Origin of the sequence: Chakrabartyella piscis (genome assembly GCA_030067835.1) — a bacterium.
GTDB classification, from domain to species: Bacteria; Bacillota; Clostridia; order Lachnospirales; family Anaerotignaceae; genus Chakrabartyella; species Chakrabartyella piscis.
Map to the genome: position 1 here is coordinate 593,601 of CP092441.1, position 16,503 is coordinate 610,103.

A 16,503-nucleotide genomic window follows, 5' to 3' on the forward strand; every position below is an offset into this window, starting at 1 on the left:
CAAATATCAATCGTAGGGGAGGATACCATCCTCCCGTTGGTTTTCAATTGACTGAAATGGAGGGGAACTTATGGACAACACAGATAAAATTTTACAACTGAAGCAATGGATATCTGATAGCGATAACATCGTATTTTTTGGTGGTGCTGGCGTTTCCACAGAAAGTGGCTTGCCTGATTTTCGTAGCGAAAATGGGATTTTTTCTGCCATCAGCGAATATGGGTATAGACCAGAAACCATCTTGAGTCACACATTTTTTGTACAAAATCCAGAAGTTTTCTTCAAATATTATAAAAAATCTTTGCTGTATCCAGATGCAATGCCAAATGATTGCCATAAGTCTTTGGCAAAATTAGAGGAAATGGGTAAGCTCAAAGCAGTCGTAACACAAAACATTGATGATTTACATCAAAAAGCAGGTAGCAAAGAGGTTTTGGAGTTGCATGGCACCCTGTATCAAAATTATTGCCTGAAATGCGGCAAAACTTTTTCTTTGGACTATGTTATGCAGGATACGGGTATCACACGTTGTGACGCTTGTGGTGGCATTGTACGACCTGATGTGGTGTTGTATGAAGAAGGCTTGCCACAGGATGTTTTGATGAAGGCTGTGGACTATATTCGAAATGCAGACGTTTTGATTGTGGGTGGAACCAGTTTGAATGTGTATCCAGCTGCTGGTTTGTTGGAATATTACAAAGGAAATCAATTGGTGCTCATCAATAAATCTGCAACGGGATATGATAAAAAAGCGAATTTGCTCATTGATGATGCAATTGGTAAAGTGTTCCAAAAGCTGATGAAATAAGGGGTTTTTGGATGTTTGTAAAAAAAATAGAAAAAAATTGAAAAATATGCTTGACAATAGTGGTAGTCTCTGATAGAATAAATTCTGCGCTTAAGAAGTGCCACGAACTTTGAAAATAGAATAGTGTAAAAGAATAAACACAACCCATAGTCAATTCAAGCACCGTAAGGTGCGAGAAACTAAAACTTTTGTTGGTTTTTAGAAAACCATCATTAGCCAGATAATTAAGTTTAACTGGTTAGGAATTAAACTTTAATTTAAGAGTTTGATCCTGGCTCAGGATGAACGCTGGCGGCGTGCTTAACACATGCAAGTCGAGCGGAGTTATGGAAGAGCTTGCTCAGAAATAACTTAGCGGCGGACGGGTGAGTAACGTGTGGGTAACCTGCCCTATACTTCGGAATAAGCGTTGGAAACGACGTCTAATACCGTATGTCATCACGAAATCGCATGATTTTGTGAAAAAAGGAGCTTGCTTCGGTATAGGATGGACCCGCATCTGATTAGCTAGTTGGTGAGATAACAGCCCACCAAGGCTTCGATCAGTAGCCGACCTGAGAGGGTGATCGGCCACATTGGGACTGAGACACGGCCCAAACTCCTACGGGAGGCAGCAGTGGGGAATATTGCACAATGGGCGAAAGCCTGATGCAGCAACGCCGCGTGAAGGATGAAGGTTTTCGGATCGTAAACTTCTATCAACAGGGACGAAACAAATGACGGTACCTGAATAAGAAGCACCGGCTAAATACGTGCCAGCAGCCGCGGTAATACGTATGGTGCAAGCGTTATCCGGAATTACTGGGTGTAAAGGGAGCGTAGGCGGTATGGTAAGCCAGATGTGAAAGCCCGAAGCTTAACTTCGAGGATTGCATTTGGAACTATCAAACTAGAGTACAGGAGAGGTAAGTGGAATTCCTAGTGTAGCGGTGAAATGCGTAGATATTAGGAAGAACACCAGTGGCGAAGGCGACTTACTGGACTGAAACTGACGCTGAGGCTCGAAAGCGTGGGGAGCGAACAGGATTAGATACCCTGGTAGTCCACGCCGTAAACGATGAGTGCTAGGTGTCGGGGAGGAATCCTCGGTGCCGCAGCTAACGCAATAAGCACTCCACCTGGGGAGTACGATCGCAAGATTGAAACTCAAAGGAATTGACGGGGGCCCGCACAAGCGGTGGAGCATGTGGTTTAATTCGAAGCAACGCGAAGAACCTTACCAAGACTTGACATCCCGATGACCGGTGTAGAGATACACTTTTCTTTCGAGACATCGGTGACAGGTGGTGCATGGTTGTCGTCAGCTCGTGTCGTGAGATGTTGGGTTAAGTCCCGCAACGAGCGCAACCCCTATCCTTAGTAGCCATCATTGAGTTGGGCACTCTAGGGAGACTGCCGTGGATAACACGGAGGAAGGTGGGGATGACGTCAAATCATCATGCCCCTTATGTCTTGGGCTACACACGTGCTACAATGGTTGGAAACAAAGTGACGCAAAACGGCGACGTCAAGCAAATCACAGAAACCCAATCTCAGTTCGGATTGTAGTCTGCAACTCGACTACATGAAGCTGGAATCGCTAGTAATCGCAGATCAGAATGCTGCGGTGAATACGTTCCCGGGCCTTGTACACACCGCCCGTCACACCATGGGAGTTGGAAGCACCCGAAGTCAGTGACCTAACCGTAAGGGAGGAGCTGCCGAAGGTGATATCAGCGACTGGGGTGAAGTCGTAACAAGGTAGCCGTATCGGAAGGTGCGGCTGGATCACCTCCTTTCTATGGAGTATTGGTTGAATATTCTCTACACTGTTCTATTTTGAGAGTTTTTGGACTTCTCTAAAGTGCTTTATATAGGAATGATGCGTATATAGGTCTTAGGACATGGTATATATAAATCATTTCCATTTTTATAAGTACAATAAGGAAAATTTTTTTCAAAGCCTTGTGACTTTGAAAAAACCATTATATGATTTTATATTCACTCCCTCTTTGGTCACTGCGTGCCCTTGGTCGGTCATTCATGAACATAAAATCATTTCATTATTGGGGTGGATTCCCGAGCGGCCAAAGGGGGCAGACTGTAAATCTGTTGCGATAGCTTCGAAGGTTCGAATCCTTCTCCGCCCAGTAGAAAAAACGATAATCTTTGGATTGTCGTTTTTTTTGTAAATTTAAGAAGGGTTATTTATATAATGCGTAGTGTAACGTAGGGGAGGATATCATCCTCCTGTAAAAAAACAAGATAGGAAAAGAGGAGTGGTAATTCTAGGAGTGGAAGCGGTTTAAGGTTTAAAGAGTTTCAGACCTTACTTTTCACTGGAGAAAAGTAACAAAATCCACCACTACTTCCAAAGCGTGGAGCACGGTTCAAGATGGGTCTAACTCGACGGGTCATCATTTTGCAAGCAAAATCACCTGCGGTGACCGCCATATCTTTGGCGGTGAGTTCTTGAAAATCACCCCCAAAAGTAAGATATGTGGTGGTATAAATCCTACGATTAGACCGTGAGTGACAAGCCCCTCACCTCTTAATTACTGGTTCAAAAGCGTATGCTATGGAGTTTCTGTAGGGGATGGCGTCCTCGACATCCCGTTGTGAATCACTACAAATATAAATGAGATGCACCTGTAGGGCAAGGGTTCACCGCCAAAGAAGTGGCGGTCACACGTAGTGTGATTTTGCTTGCAAAATGATGACCTCTACTCTTGCCGTTATAAATAGCCACAAATATCAATTTATAATTGTAACCAACGGGTGACGAAACGTCACCCCTACAAAATAAACGTTTCTACAGATTATAAGCATGCTCTGAATAGATGACACTTGAAATAATATAATGTTTTATACATCAAAAAAGCCGTGGAATTCATCCACGGCTTCAGACTGTCAAAGAACCCTATTCCGCACCTTGGAATAGGGTTCTTTCGTATAAATAACGCATATTCTACAAACAACATATACTGCTTACTACTCCATGTTGCCAGTTTTTTTAAGTTCATTGCAGCGAATTTAAGCTTCACCCATTTTGAAACCTGAGCCAAGCCTTTATGATATGTATATCGCATTGCGTGCTTCTCCTTTGCGTCTGCAAAAACCCGTTCTATGGTTTGGCTCCTCAACGCATAGGTGTCTTTTCCTAATGGAGAATGCCGCACATCCTCTGCCTTTTCTAAATATTTCCACCAGATGTGCTTGGTGACTACCTTTCTGTGGTCTTTGCTTTCGGTACACCTTGAAAGATTTTCACATTTTTCGCAAATATAACTGTAACTTTTAAATTCTCTATAGCCATCTCGATTGGTGGTTGTATATGGTAAAACGTGATATTCTGGGCAAATGATGCAGTTGTAGTATTCATCAAAAACATACTCATACCATGGTGAATTTCCTTTTTTCGTCACTGGTCTTTTGTAAGGCAAAGAGGGTATTCTTCCATCATCAAATATTTGCTTGCAAATCCATGGGGTTTTGTATCCTGCATCAGCTGTAATCACTTGTATTTCTGGATATTTTTCTGTCACTTTATGATAAACCTCATCAAATACAACACTATCATGGATGTTTCCAGGTGTTACAACGGTTTCTAATACAAAGTTATTTTTATCGCAAACGGTATGTGCACCATATGCAAAGCACTTTTTATGTTCGCCCTTATGGAACAAACCGCTGTCTGGATCTGTTGTAGAAGTGGTGATTGTTTTTGTTCTTGGAGGGTCATTTTTATCATCAAAAGGCTTTTTTCCATTATCTTCTCTGTCTTTATTGATTTCTTCAAAAAGTTGCTTTTCATACTTTTTAGCTGCAACAGGTATTTCTTTTTTGATGTTTTTCTTTAAATTTGCATTTGCCTTGATATGCGTTGCATCTATAAACACAACTTCTGGACGTAAATATCCTTTTTTCTCAACTTCACCTAAAATCCAAGCGAAAATTTTTTCTACCACTGTTTCTTTAAATCTATTGTTGAAGTTATAACTAATGGTAGCAAAGTGCGGAATACTATCATTGAGGGTATAGCCCAAAAACCAGCGATAGGCAATATTCATTTCAATTTCTTTTACCGTTTGGCGTAAAGAGCGAATTCCATACAAATGTTGGATAAACACCATTTTAAAGAGAACAACAGGGTCAACGCTAGGTCTGCCGTTGTTTGAGCAGTACAAATCTTCCACAAATGAATAAATTTCATTAAAATCTACGGCTTTATCTATTTTTCTTAATAAATGATTTTCTGGAACGAGCATATCTATGTTTATGATTTCTACTGATGTTCTTTTGATTTCTTCTTTACTCAACATTTGTCATCACCTCAACCTCATTATACCAAAAAAAGCCAGCTTATGCTGACTTTTTTGACAGTCTGAAGCCGTGGAATTCATCCACGGCTTTCCTTATATACTTATTCCAAATCCAATTCTACAACAGGTGCAGTTTCTTCTTTGGATGCATCACCAAGACCCATCAAGCCATAGTGGACACGTACTTTATTTTCAATTTCCAGACATATTTCTGGATTTTCTTTCAAGAATTGTTTTGCGTTTTCACGTCCTTGACCCATACGAGTTTCTCCATAAGAGTACCAAGCACCGCTTTTGTTGACAATATCCACATCTGCTGACAAATCTAAAATATCTCCTTCTTTGGAAACACCTTGACCATAAACAATATCAAATTCCGCTGTTTTGAATGGTGGAGCAACTTTATTTTTTGCAATTTTGACTTTGACACGATTTCCAACCAAGTCAGTACCTTGTTTCAATACATCGGTTTTTCTGATTTCGATACGAATGGTGGAATAGAATTTCAAAGCACGACCACCAGTTGTGGTTTCTGGATTGCCAAAGGTAACACCAATTTTTTCACGCAATTGGTTGATGAATACAACAGTACAATTGGATTTGTTGGTGATACCTGTGAGTTTACGCAACGCCTGACTCATCAAACGAGCTTGCAAACCCATATGGGAATCACCCATTTCACCATCAATTTCAGCTCTTGGAACCAAAGCAGCAACAGAGTCGATAATGACAATATCAATTGCACCACAACGTACCATAGTTTCTGCAATGTCCAAAGCCTGTTCACCATTATCTGGTTGAGAAATATACAAGTTATCAATATCCACACCAAGGTTTTTTGCATAAGCAGGGTCCATAGCATGTTCCGCATCGATATAGCCTGCAATGCCACCAGCTTTTTGCACTTCTGCAACCATATGGAGTGCAATTGTGGTTTTACCAGAGGATTCAGGACCATATACTTCCAAAATTCTACCCTTTGGCACACCGCCAACACCCAAAGCAATATCCAAGCTCAAAGAACCAGAAGAAACCACTTCTACATTCATTTTCGCACTTTCATCGCCCAATTTCATAACAGCGCCTTTGCCAAAGGTTTTTTCAATGTAACTCAAGGCAGAAGACAATGCTTTTTCCTTATCTGAAAATTTGATATCCTCTTTTGGAGTTGATTTTGCCATTTTGAGACTCCTCTCTATATATACACGAATGATTTATGATTAAAAAGCGAACATTTGTTGTCTTTTAGAACCTATGTTCTTATATTACTGTATTTTTTTTCTGCTGTCAACTGATTCTTGTGGTTTTTCTAAAAATTATAATTCCAATTCACGATAAAAGGATTTTTATATCTTGTAGGGTACGCATTGTATGCGTATCGGAAGTGGAATGCATACAATGCATTCCCTACATAATTGAGATATATTTAATTAAGTCCCATTAAATTTAATTGGGATGTTTATAAAAGGAGTGGAAATCACATATTGTCAGCTTGCAATTGTTTACGCAAACAATTCAAAGCATAGTAAGTAGCTCGTTCACGAATCTTATTGCGATCGCCAAAACCATGAAATTCCTTGACAATGGTGATACCGTCAATGCAAATGCCGATATACACAAGACCAACAGGTTTTTCAGGAGTACCACCATCAGGACCAGCAACACCAGTTGTGGAAACACCAATATTGGCACCAGAGGTTTTGGCAATACCTTCTGCCATTTCTTTGGCGGTTTCTGGACTAACAGCACCGTGAATCTCTAGGGTTTTGCAATTTACATCCAAGCGATTTTCTTTGGCTTCATTGGAATAGGTGACGCAGCCTTCCAAAAAGACTTCTGAAATACCAGGGTAGCGAATCAAATTGGCAGCAATCAAACCACCGGTACAAGACTCTGCAACAGCAATGGTTTTTTGTTTTGCAATCAACAACTTTGCAACTTCTGTTTCCATTGTGGTTTCACCTTCTGCATAGATGGCTTTGCCCAAACGAGCATACAAAGCTTCTGCAACAGGGTCTATGAGTGCATTTGCTTCTTCCAAAGATTTTGCTTTTGCTGTGATGCGTAAAATGGCTTCTCCATCCTTTGCATATGGTGCAATTGTGGGATTTGTTTGTGCATCTATGATATCCTTTACCTTGGATTCCATTGCACTTTCACCAACACTTGCCACACGCAAAATACGTGAATGAAACAGATATTCGGACTTGGATGCCAAATATGGTTCCACTTGGTTCTCAAACATAGGAATCACTTCCTTTGGTGGGCCAGGCAACATGACGATGATTTTACCGTTTTTCTCCATAACCACACCTGGTGCTGTACCATTTGCATTATATAGAGGGAATCCATTTTCTTTTGGTACATATGCTTGTTTCAAATTGTTTTCTGTCATGACTCTGCCAGTCTTTGCAAAAACAGCTTCGATTTCTGATAAAGCTCGTTGATCCAACAGCAATTCTTCATCAAAATATTTGGCTGCAGTTTCCTTGGTCAAATCATCTTCTGTAGGACCCAAACCACCTGTTGTGATGACCAAATCCACACGTGAAAATGCATGGAATAAGGTATCTTCCAAGCGTTTTGGATTGTCACCAATGACACTTTGGTAATACACATCAATGCCAAGTGATGCCAATTCCTTTGCCAAATACTGTGCGTTTGTATTGAGGATATCGCCAAGAAGTAATTCTGTACCCACTGCTAAAATTTCTGCTTTCATATTGACCTCCATAATTAGGATATATTTTATATAAAATAGTATATAATTGAATGCATTTTCATTATATGCTTTTTTCACCTATTTTCCAAGTGGGAATTTTGTAAACAAAGGGAAAATAAATAGAAAATTTTGGAGGATTTGGAAATGTCTTTCTTGGATATCTGCGTGCAATTGCAAGTTAATTGTGATAGAATGGAATAAATTAAAATATAGTGAAGAGTGAATAGTGAAGAATGAATAGTTTGAAATGTCATAAATGAAATACGCATCTGTAGGGGCGATTCACGAATCGACCGCAAAACCAAGATTCTTCGTCACTGCGAAACTCTCCTCAGAATGACAGTGCGTTGGCGTATGTTTCTGTAGGGGTGCCCACCCTCGACATCCCCTCATAAATTGCCACAACCGTCAATATGTAATTGTAACCAACGGGTGACGAAACGTCACCCCTACAAAACAAACGTTACTACAGATTTAAGTATAATAGACTTTGAATCAAACATAAAAAAGCGTAGTTGGATATTTTCCAATTACGCTTCTCTTTTTGTATTCAATTTCAATCGATATAATCCATTGGGTCTTGCAAAACACCATTCAATTGGATTTCATAGTGGCAATGGATGCCAGTGGAATTACCAGAAGAACCAGCCATTGCAATGATATCCCCTTTTTTTACAATATCCCCTTCAGAAACAAGGTTTGCTGAATTGTGTGCATATAATGTGGTGAATCCATTTCCATGATCCAAAACAATATAATGACCATAACCGCTTGCAAATGTGGATAAAAGCACAGTGCCAGCAGCAGTTGCAGAAATCCCTTTCACTTGGCTCATGGTGGCAATGTCAATTCCATTGTGTTGGCGTTCACCACCAGCACCAGTTGGGTTGTAATATGTGGAGATATCTCCTTCTACAGGCATACCATTTGGAATATCGGTATACGCAGACAAACGCTCAATGGTTGTGGCTGCCACATTGGTGAATACAGCAGAAGCGCTTTCCATTTGCACCTCCAAATCCTCAATTTGCTTGGAAAGATTGGAAATACTTTGGTATGGTGTATAGATTTTTTCGAGGAACACCATTTCTGTTGCAGTGGATGGTGTACTTGGCAGCAAAGCAGATGTCAAATCCACAAGGTTTTCGTCTGTTGGATCGCTGATGTAGTTCAGCTGTGTACGCAATTCATCTTTGAGTGTGTCCAGTTCTGCTAATTTTTCAGAGAGTTCCTGTGTTTTTTCTTCTAATTCTTGTAAACTACTTGCATAATCCGCAGTATCTTCTTGCAAAGTTTCAGATGTGCTCATCAAACTGCGATTGTTACGTTCCAAATTTTCCAATTCCTGTTGGGATACCAAGAGGGCGTTTTTTGCATTGTGATATCCATAGATGGAAACACCACAAGCACCCAAAAGTAGGACTACCACCAAGCAAATAAAAATTAATTGCTGTTTGGAGATGGAGATTGCTGTTTTGTTCAAGGAAGAATTGGGATTTTCTGTGGAGACTTCTTTTGAAAGTTGCATCAGATTCACCTTTCTTTCGTTTATTTTTGTTGTCAAATTATTTCCTAGGGAAATAGAAGGCTATACTTATATATGTAGTATACTCGACATTACATAAAATGTAAATATAAATTTCATTAAAAATTAAAAATAGTTCATAATTTGTTAATAATTTATAGATTCTCTTTCTATCCAATGGAAAGTGTGGTATACTTTCATGGAACAAATTACATGAAAAATGCTGATGTTTTCAGGAAAAACAAACAATTTTTGTATTGTAAAAGGAGCTGTGTGGTGTGAAAATCCAATCAAAAGATATGATGCAATATGGCAAAGTGGGTATGTCGGCTTTGAAATTTGGTAAAAAAGCAAATAAACTCATGAAACTGAAAAAAAGGATTCCAACAATACGCAAGCAAACAAGAATCAAAAAACAACAAAAAGCAGAAAAACGATACCAAAGAAAAGAGATGATCAAAAGGGTACTATATCGAACAAAACGTGTTGCAAAGGGGAGCAAAACTGCTTCCTGTTGGATTTGGAAACGTTATTTTTGATGAGCATTGCCATGGATGAAAACAATTGGTTTTTGAAAGTGGCATACTTTTGGGAAAATTAGGAGGATACTTATGAAAGAAATGGATGAAACAATAGAAGAAACAATAGAAGAAACAAATGTTGTAGAAGATGCTGTGGATAACAAAGAAATTGCAGTGGACAACCCTGTGGAAGAAGCACCAGAAAGTGTAGACAACACAGAAACGAAAGAAATGGAAATTGCGGAAACAGAAGAAATGGTGGAAATTGCAGAAATTTCTGTAGAAAACCATGAGGAAACTGTGGATAACCAATTGGAAGAAGTGGAAGAAACTGTGGACAACCCTATGGAAACGGATGTTCTATCTGAAAATCCTGTTGAATCTGTGGAAGAATCTGTTGAATCTGTGGATAACTTAGATGAAACAGAAGAATTAGAAGAAGAATTGGGAGAACCAAAGAAAAAATCACCTTGGAAAGCAATTGTAGCTGTCATTTTGGTGGCGATTTTAGGGTTTGTAGCCTATTCTTTCTTGGGTGGCAGCGCAGAAACCAAATCTGTTTTGTATGTAAAAGATGGTGGTTTGTATGTTGCAAATGGAGAGGGTGAATCCACTTTGCTCCACGAAACCATGGGTGAAGAAGCTGGTTACCACTATTACTATGCTGCTTGGGGCGCTTTGGCACCAGAAGATGGTACAATGGGCTATTATTTGGCAGATGTAGATGAAATTGGTATGGGAACTTTGTATATGCAAGATTTGGTGAAATCAGAAGACGGAGTTGCCATTGCAGATGATGTGCTTGCTTTGGCAGTCAGTGATGATGGCGATATTTGCTTATATTTGACTTTGGAAGACGAATCCAGTGTTTCGGTATATGTGGCAAAAGATGGTGTATCACAATTGTTGACAGATAAATTGTTGATGGCAACCACTGCCTATGCATTGAGCCAGGATGGTAGCTACGCTATGTTCCAAGAAGACGATGGTACAGTGATTTCTTTGCATGTATTTGATGTGGCAACAGGTGAAATTACAACATTGGCAGAAGAATCTGTTATGTATGTCATTGCCGATGATGGCACTGGCTACTATATTGGAAAAGAAGATGGAATCAATGTGTTGTATGCCTATACAGCAGAAACAGGTGCAACCAAAATTGCAGAAAATGTATATTTCTTTGATGTGATGTCAGAAGATGGTTCTGCTTTGTATGGTGTTTTACCAACAGAAGATATTACATATGCAGATTTGATTTTGGATGATGTGGATGATTTGTCTGCGTTTGATGCAGAACGTCAAGCACAAATTTTGGATATGCGTGAACAAATGGAAGTTGCAGAAGGATTTGAACCTGTGTTGCAAAACCCTTATATTTGGAAAAATGGGGAAAGCATTGCCATTGATAAGGATATCATTTCTTTGGCACCCATTACAGGTGATGGCAACTACTTCTTTGGTTATGCAGTGCCAGAATTTGAAAAAATGCCATTGTCTGAAATCTATTCTTTGGATGAAGCCATTATGATGTACTACACAGACTTGAACTATGGAGAAAAAGAATTGTTTGTTGCAAATGATGCAGGCGATGTATATACTTTGGATATGGAAAACACTTTGCCATCTGCAATGATGATTTCTGGTGATGGTGCAACCATTGGCTATTTGTTGGCAACAGAAACAGGCAACCGTTTGATGGTGGAAACACTTGGCGTAGAAGGTAGTGCACAAGAAGTGGCATTGGATGTGCAAATCTTTGGCTTTGTAGGCGAAAACCATACTTTGGTATACTACAACAACTATACAAATGGTATTGGTGATATTTGTGTCTATGCAGATGGCACTTCTACAGTTGTGGATTCCAATGCTATGGGTGTTTCCTATGCAGTCAATGAAGAAAATGTTTTGTATATTGCAAATCCACAGGAAACAGGCAATGGAGAATTGAAAGAGTTTGATGGTACAACAGCAACCTTGATTGCAGAAGATGTATTCACTTTCCAAAGTAGAGATGAAAGTAGTACAGTGTATATGCAAGGGTATGATATGGCAAGTGGCGTAGGCGATATCTATCATTATTTTGCTGGCGAAACCATTTTGATTGCAGAAGATGCAACCGCTATTTATATGTATTGATATGATGTAAAATAAAAACGTAATTTGTAGGGGATGGGTTACCCTTCCCGTAACATAGTAGGGGTGAACCTATGTGTTCACCCGCAATAAATGAGGGATTTGAATGGAAAAAATTTGGGAAACAATGTCTGCTTTGGACACAGAAAAAATTGGATATGCGTTGGGTGAAGGTGCAACAAAAGGACAAGTCTATTGCCTAAATGGGGATTTGGGTGTTGGAAAAACAGTATTTTCCAAAGGATTTGCCAAGGGTCTTGGCATTGCAGAACATGTCAATAGTCCAACCTTTACCATCATTCAAGAATACGAAGGACGTTTGCCTTTGTATCATTTTGATGTGTATCGCATTTCTTCAGAGGATGAAATGGAAGAAACTGGTTATGAAGATTATTTCTATGGTGAAGGTGTTTCTTTGGTGGAATGGGCGGAATTGATTCCTGGCTTGATTCCAGAAGATGCCATTTACATCACCATTGCAAAAGACTATGCAAAAAGCGAAGATTATCGCAAAATCACCATGAAAGGAGCAGATTTATGAAAATTTTGGCAATTGACACCACAGGCCAAGTTGCAAGTGTGGCAATTTTAGACGAAAACCAATTGATTGGCGAATATACCGTCAATTACAAGATGCAACACAGCCAATTGATGATGCCTATGTTGGAGGAATTGTGCAAAAGAACCAATACCACCATGGATGAAGTGGAATACATTGCTTGTTCTTCTGGTCCAGGTTCCTTTACTGGTTTGCGTATTGGTGCTGCAACAGCAAAAGGCTTGGCGCTCAGTCTTGGTAAAAAGATTGTACCTGTTCCCACATTGGATGCTTTGGCATATTCTATTGTAGGTTCCAATAATATCATTTGCCCCATTATGGATGCACGTCGCAACCAAGTGTATGCTTGTTTCTATATGTGGACCAATGGCAAATTGGACCCCATTTCTGAAATGATGGCAGAAAGTATAGACGAAATCATTGATATGGCAGAAGGGTTTGACCAAGAAGTCATTTTCCTTGGAGATGGTGTTCCAGTGCACAAAGAACGCTTGTTGAAAAATCCAGACTTCACCTTGGCACCACTGCACACTCGTTTGCAAAGAGCGGCCAGCTTAGGGGTATATGCTTTGGAAATGATCAAAGAAGAAAAATCAGTGGAATCTCATGAGTTTGAGTTGATTTATTTGCGTAAATCCCAAGCAGAACGAGAAAGAGAAGAACGCTTGGCAAAGGAAACAGAGGAGAATAAAAATGATTGAGATTGTACCAATGGAATTGAAACACATTGAAGGAGTTTTGGAAGTGGAAGAAACCACTTTTTCTATACCTTGGACAAAGGAGGACTTCATCCGTGAAGTGACACAAAACGCTATGGCTGTGTATTATGTGGCTGTAGATGGCGAAACGGTTGTGGGCTATGCAGGTATGTGGCATGTCATCAACGAAGGACATGTGACCAATGTTGCAGTGCTCCATGACTATCGTAGACAAGGTATTGGTGATGGGTTTATGAAGAAGCTGACAGAAGTTGCTTTGGAACGTGAAATGATTGGCATTACCTTGGAAGTGCGTATGAACAATCGAGCAGCACAAGGTTTGTATCATAAATTTGGCTTTAGAGCAGAAGGCATTCGCAAAAATTACTACGCAGATACCAAAGAAGATGCAGTCATCATGTGGCGATACTTCCCATTCTACGAAGATTACGACCCAGAAATCCACGGTTAATATCCACAACGCAACATCAACTGCCGCAAATTTCAAAAAATAGGATTCTTCGTCATTGAGTTCCTCTGAATGACAGAATATATAGCAGAATCTGCAGTAGGGGATGGGTTTCCCATCCCGTAACGAACATCAAAATAAAAACATTGTAGGGGAGGGTTTCCATGCCCTCCCATTATCATATCAAAAGAGGTGAAAACATGAACGAATTGGACTACACCCAATTGAAACATAGATGTGACCCAAATCAATTCTCCTTTGCAACCACAAAAGAATTGGAACCAAGTGCAACAGTATTTGGTCAAGATCGTGGTGTGAAAGCTTTTGATTTTGGTTTGCAAGTGAAATTGCGTGGGTATAACATCTATATGGCAGGCACTTCGGGTACAGGCAAAACCACCTATGCAAAAGCAAGTGCAACCAAATTGGCATTGACAGAATCGACACCAAAAGACTGGTGTTATGTATATAATTTCAAAGCACCAAGGGAACCATTGGCATTGTCCTTTGTAGCAGGCGATGGTTCTGCATTCCAAAAGGATATGTCGGAATTGGTGGCACTCATTAAGGTGGAAGTGAAAAGAGCCTTTGCAGATGAGGATTATCATAAGCAAAAAAGCAACATCAATCGTATGTTTGAAGCCAAAAAAGAAGAATTCTTGGAGAAAATGAACCAAGATGCAGCAGAATTTGATTTTTTGGTGAAAAGTCAAGGTGGTGGTGTGTATTTCTTGCCAGTTGTAGAAGGGAAACCCATTGGTGAAGAAGAATACGAAGAACTGACCGATGCAGAAAAGGAACGAATTGAAGAAAATTCCCAAGGTATCCAAGAAAATGTGGCTGGTTTGTTGCGTGATATCAAAGATTTGGATCGTGAAACCAAAAAACAAATGGAACGTTTGGAATATAAAATCGGTATGTTGGCTTTGGGTGGTCCCATTACAGAAATCCAAGAGCGATACAGTGCATATCCAGAAGCAATGACCTATTTGCAAGAGTTGCAAGAAGATGTTTTGGAACATCTATCTTTCTTTTATGAGGAAGAAGAGTCATCAGAAGATGATATGACCCAATTGTTGCCGATGATGCACAAAAAACCACAAGAGGATATTACCCTCAATTATCGTGTCAATTTGTTGGTGGACAATTCCAAAACAAAGGGTGCACCTGTTGTGGAAAGTTACAATCCAACTGCGTTTCATTTGGCTGGTGAAGTGGAATACGATACAGAATATGGTAATCTCATCACAGATTTCATGAAAATCAAAGGTGGACTTTTGCACAAAGCAAATGGTGGCTATTTGATTGTACAAGCGCAGGATGTTCTGTCTAATCCATTGGCTTGGGAAACTTTGCGTCGTGTCATTAAAACAAAGGAAATCCAAATGGATGGTATGCGTGAACAAGTGGGGATTGCCATTGCACCAACTTTGAAACCACAGTCTATACCAGTGGATGTGAAAGTCATTATGGTAGGTAATAATGGGTATTATGAATTGCTTCGTGAATATGATGAGGAGTTTGATAAATTCTTCAAAGTAAAGGTGGATTTTGATTATGAAATGCCACGTACATCAGAAAATGTAGAGAAAATTTGTGGTTTCATCAAAGGCTTTGTGGAACGTGAAAATACATTGGATTTCGATGTCAGTGCCATTTGTAAAGTTGTGGAAGAATCTTCTCGTTTGGTGGAACGTCAAAATAAAATGTCCACAAAACTGAATTATTTAGTGGAAATCCTAGGGGAATCCATCACTTGGGCAACCATTGCTGGTGCAGAAGTGGTTTCCAAAGAACATGTGGAACGTGCATTGTTTGAGAAAAAAGAACGTCTTTGCTTGTATCAAGAAAAATTGGAAGAACTCTACGATGATGATGTGATTTTGATGGATGTTTCTGGTAGCCAAGTGGGTCAAATCAATGGTTTGGCAGTGTTGGACTTGGGGAACCATGCCTTTGGTATTCCAAGCAGAATTACAGCAACCACTTGTATTGGACAATCTGGCATTGTCAATATTGAAAAAGAAGCCCAAATGAGTGGTCAAACCCATGATAAAGGTGTGCAAATTGTGGCTGGTTACTTGGGTCAAACATATGCGCAGGAATTCCCTTTGTCACTTTCTTGTAGAGTGTGTTTTGAACAAAATTACAATGGCATTGATGGGGATAGTGCGTCCAGTACAGAATTGTATTGCATTTTATCTTCTTTATCTAAGTTGCCCATTCGTCAGGATTTGGCAGTGACAGGTTCTGTCAACCAAAAAGGTGAAATCCAAGCCATTGGTGGCGTGACCTTGAAAATTGAAGGCTTCTTTGATTTGTGTGCAAAACGTGGCTTGACCGGTACACAAGGTGTCTTGATTCCAAAAGCAAATGTTAGGGATTTGATGCTGGAAGATCGTGTTATTGATGCTGTCAAAGAAGGCAAATTCCATATCTATGCCATTTCTCATTTGGAAGAAGGCATTGCGCTTTTGATGGGTAAAGATGCAGGCGTGTTGCAAGAAGATGGCACATATCCAAAGGATACAGTTCATGGTATGGTATTGGAATGCTTGCGTAAGTTTTATCAGGTTGGAACTTCCAATTGATGCAATAAACGGGCGGACACATAGGTCATCATTTTGCAAGCAAAATCACCTGTGGTGACCGCCATATCTTTGGCGGTGATAGGTCCGCCCCTACAAAAGAATACATATATCCTGTAGGGACATGGCTTTGTCCTTTTTATTGTCCTAATTAAAGGTAATAGGACCTACTGCATACT

At 39.9% G+C, this 16,503-nt stretch carries 10 protein-coding genes, 1 tRNA gene, 1 rRNA gene and 1 pseudogene; 9 read left to right on the forward strand and 4 right to left on the reverse strand.

Going from position 1 to position 16,503, the window contains the following annotated elements:
* Window positions 1-70: 70 nt before the first annotated feature.
* From MJY40_RS02615 to MJY40_RS02625, 3 genes are all read left to right on the forward strand, one after another.
* Window positions 71-808 carry an NAD-dependent protein deacylase gene (locus MJY40_RS02615; RefSeq protein ID WP_317855530.1) on the forward strand — a complete coding sequence of 246 codons (738 nt, stop codon included), beginning with the start codon at window positions 71-73 and terminating at the stop codon, window positions 806-808.
* Between the two features lie 253 nt (window positions 809-1,061).
* A 16S ribosomal RNA gene (locus MJY40_RS02620) occupies window positions 1,062-2,586 on the forward strand.
* A gap of 270 nt (window positions 2,587-2,856) precedes the next feature.
* Window positions 2,857-2,937, forward strand: a tRNA-Tyr gene (locus MJY40_RS02625).
* 837 nt (window positions 2,938-3,774) lie between these two features.
* On the opposite strand, the pseudogene MJY40_RS02630 reads toward MJY40_RS02625, so the two are convergent.
* The 4 genes and pseudogenes from MJY40_RS02630 to MJY40_RS02645 form a co-directional block, all read right to left on the reverse strand.
* Window positions 3,775-5,109 (reverse strand): annotated as a pseudogene (locus MJY40_RS02630) (IS1182 family transposase); the annotation flags it as partial.
* 101 nt (window positions 5,110-5,210) lie between these two features.
* Entirely contained in the window at window positions 5,211-6,290 is a 1,080-nt protein-coding gene (recA, locus tag MJY40_RS02635) for a recombinase RecA (RefSeq protein ID WP_331488216.1), read from the reverse strand.
* Between the two features lie 296 nt (window positions 6,291-6,586).
* Window positions 6,587-7,831, reverse strand: coding sequence for a competence/damage-inducible protein A (locus tag MJY40_RS02640; RefSeq protein WP_317855531.1), 1,245 nt, complete (start codon window positions 7,829-7,831; stop codon window positions 6,587-6,589).
* 556 nt (window positions 7,832-8,387) lie between these two features.
* Entirely contained in the window at window positions 8,388-9,359 is a 972-nt protein-coding gene (locus tag MJY40_RS02645; protein WP_317855532.1) for a peptidoglycan DD-metalloendopeptidase family protein, read from the reverse strand.
* A gap of 275 nt (window positions 9,360-9,634) precedes the next feature.
* On the opposite strand from MJY40_RS02645, the gene MJY40_RS02650 reads away from it, so the two are divergent.
* From MJY40_RS02650 to MJY40_RS02675, 6 genes are all read left to right on the forward strand, one after another.
* Window positions 9,635-9,895 (forward strand): hypothetical protein, encoded by a 261-nt coding sequence (locus MJY40_RS02650; RefSeq protein ID WP_317855533.1) that lies wholly within the window; start codon window positions 9,635-9,637, stop codon window positions 9,893-9,895.
* A 72-nt stretch (window positions 9,896-9,967) separates the two neighbouring features.
* Window positions 9,968-12,013: a TolB-like translocation protein gene (locus tag MJY40_RS02655; protein WP_317855534.1), complete on the forward strand. Its 2,046-nt coding sequence runs from the start codon at window positions 9,968-9,970 to the stop codon at window positions 12,011-12,013.
* A gap of 103 nt (window positions 12,014-12,116) precedes the next feature.
* Window positions 12,117-12,551 carry a tRNA (adenosine(37)-N6)-threonylcarbamoyltransferase complex ATPase subunit type 1 TsaE gene (tsaE, locus tag MJY40_RS02660; protein WP_317855535.1) on the forward strand — a complete coding sequence of 145 codons (435 nt, stop codon included), beginning with the start codon at window positions 12,117-12,119 and terminating at the stop codon, window positions 12,549-12,551.
* Entirely contained in the window at window positions 12,548-13,270 is a 723-nt protein-coding gene (gene tsaB, locus MJY40_RS02665; protein WP_317855536.1) for a tRNA (adenosine(37)-N6)-threonylcarbamoyltransferase complex dimerization subunit type 1 TsaB, read from the forward strand. Before tsaE ends, tsaB begins: the two co-directional genes overlap by 4 nt.
* The gene (rimI, locus tag MJY40_RS02670) at window positions 13,263-13,739 is read left to right on the forward strand and encodes a ribosomal protein S18-alanine N-acetyltransferase (protein WP_317855537.1); all 477 of its coding nucleotides are present in this window, start codon (window positions 13,263-13,265) and stop codon (window positions 13,737-13,739) included. Before tsaB ends, rimI begins: the two co-directional genes overlap by 8 nt.
* 197 nt (window positions 13,740-13,936) lie before the next feature.
* Window positions 13,937-16,327, forward strand: a complete 2,391-nt coding sequence (locus MJY40_RS02675; protein ID WP_317855538.1) for a Lon protease family protein — start codon at window positions 13,937-13,939, stop codon at window positions 16,325-16,327.
* Window positions 16,328-16,503 lie beyond the last annotated feature (176 nt).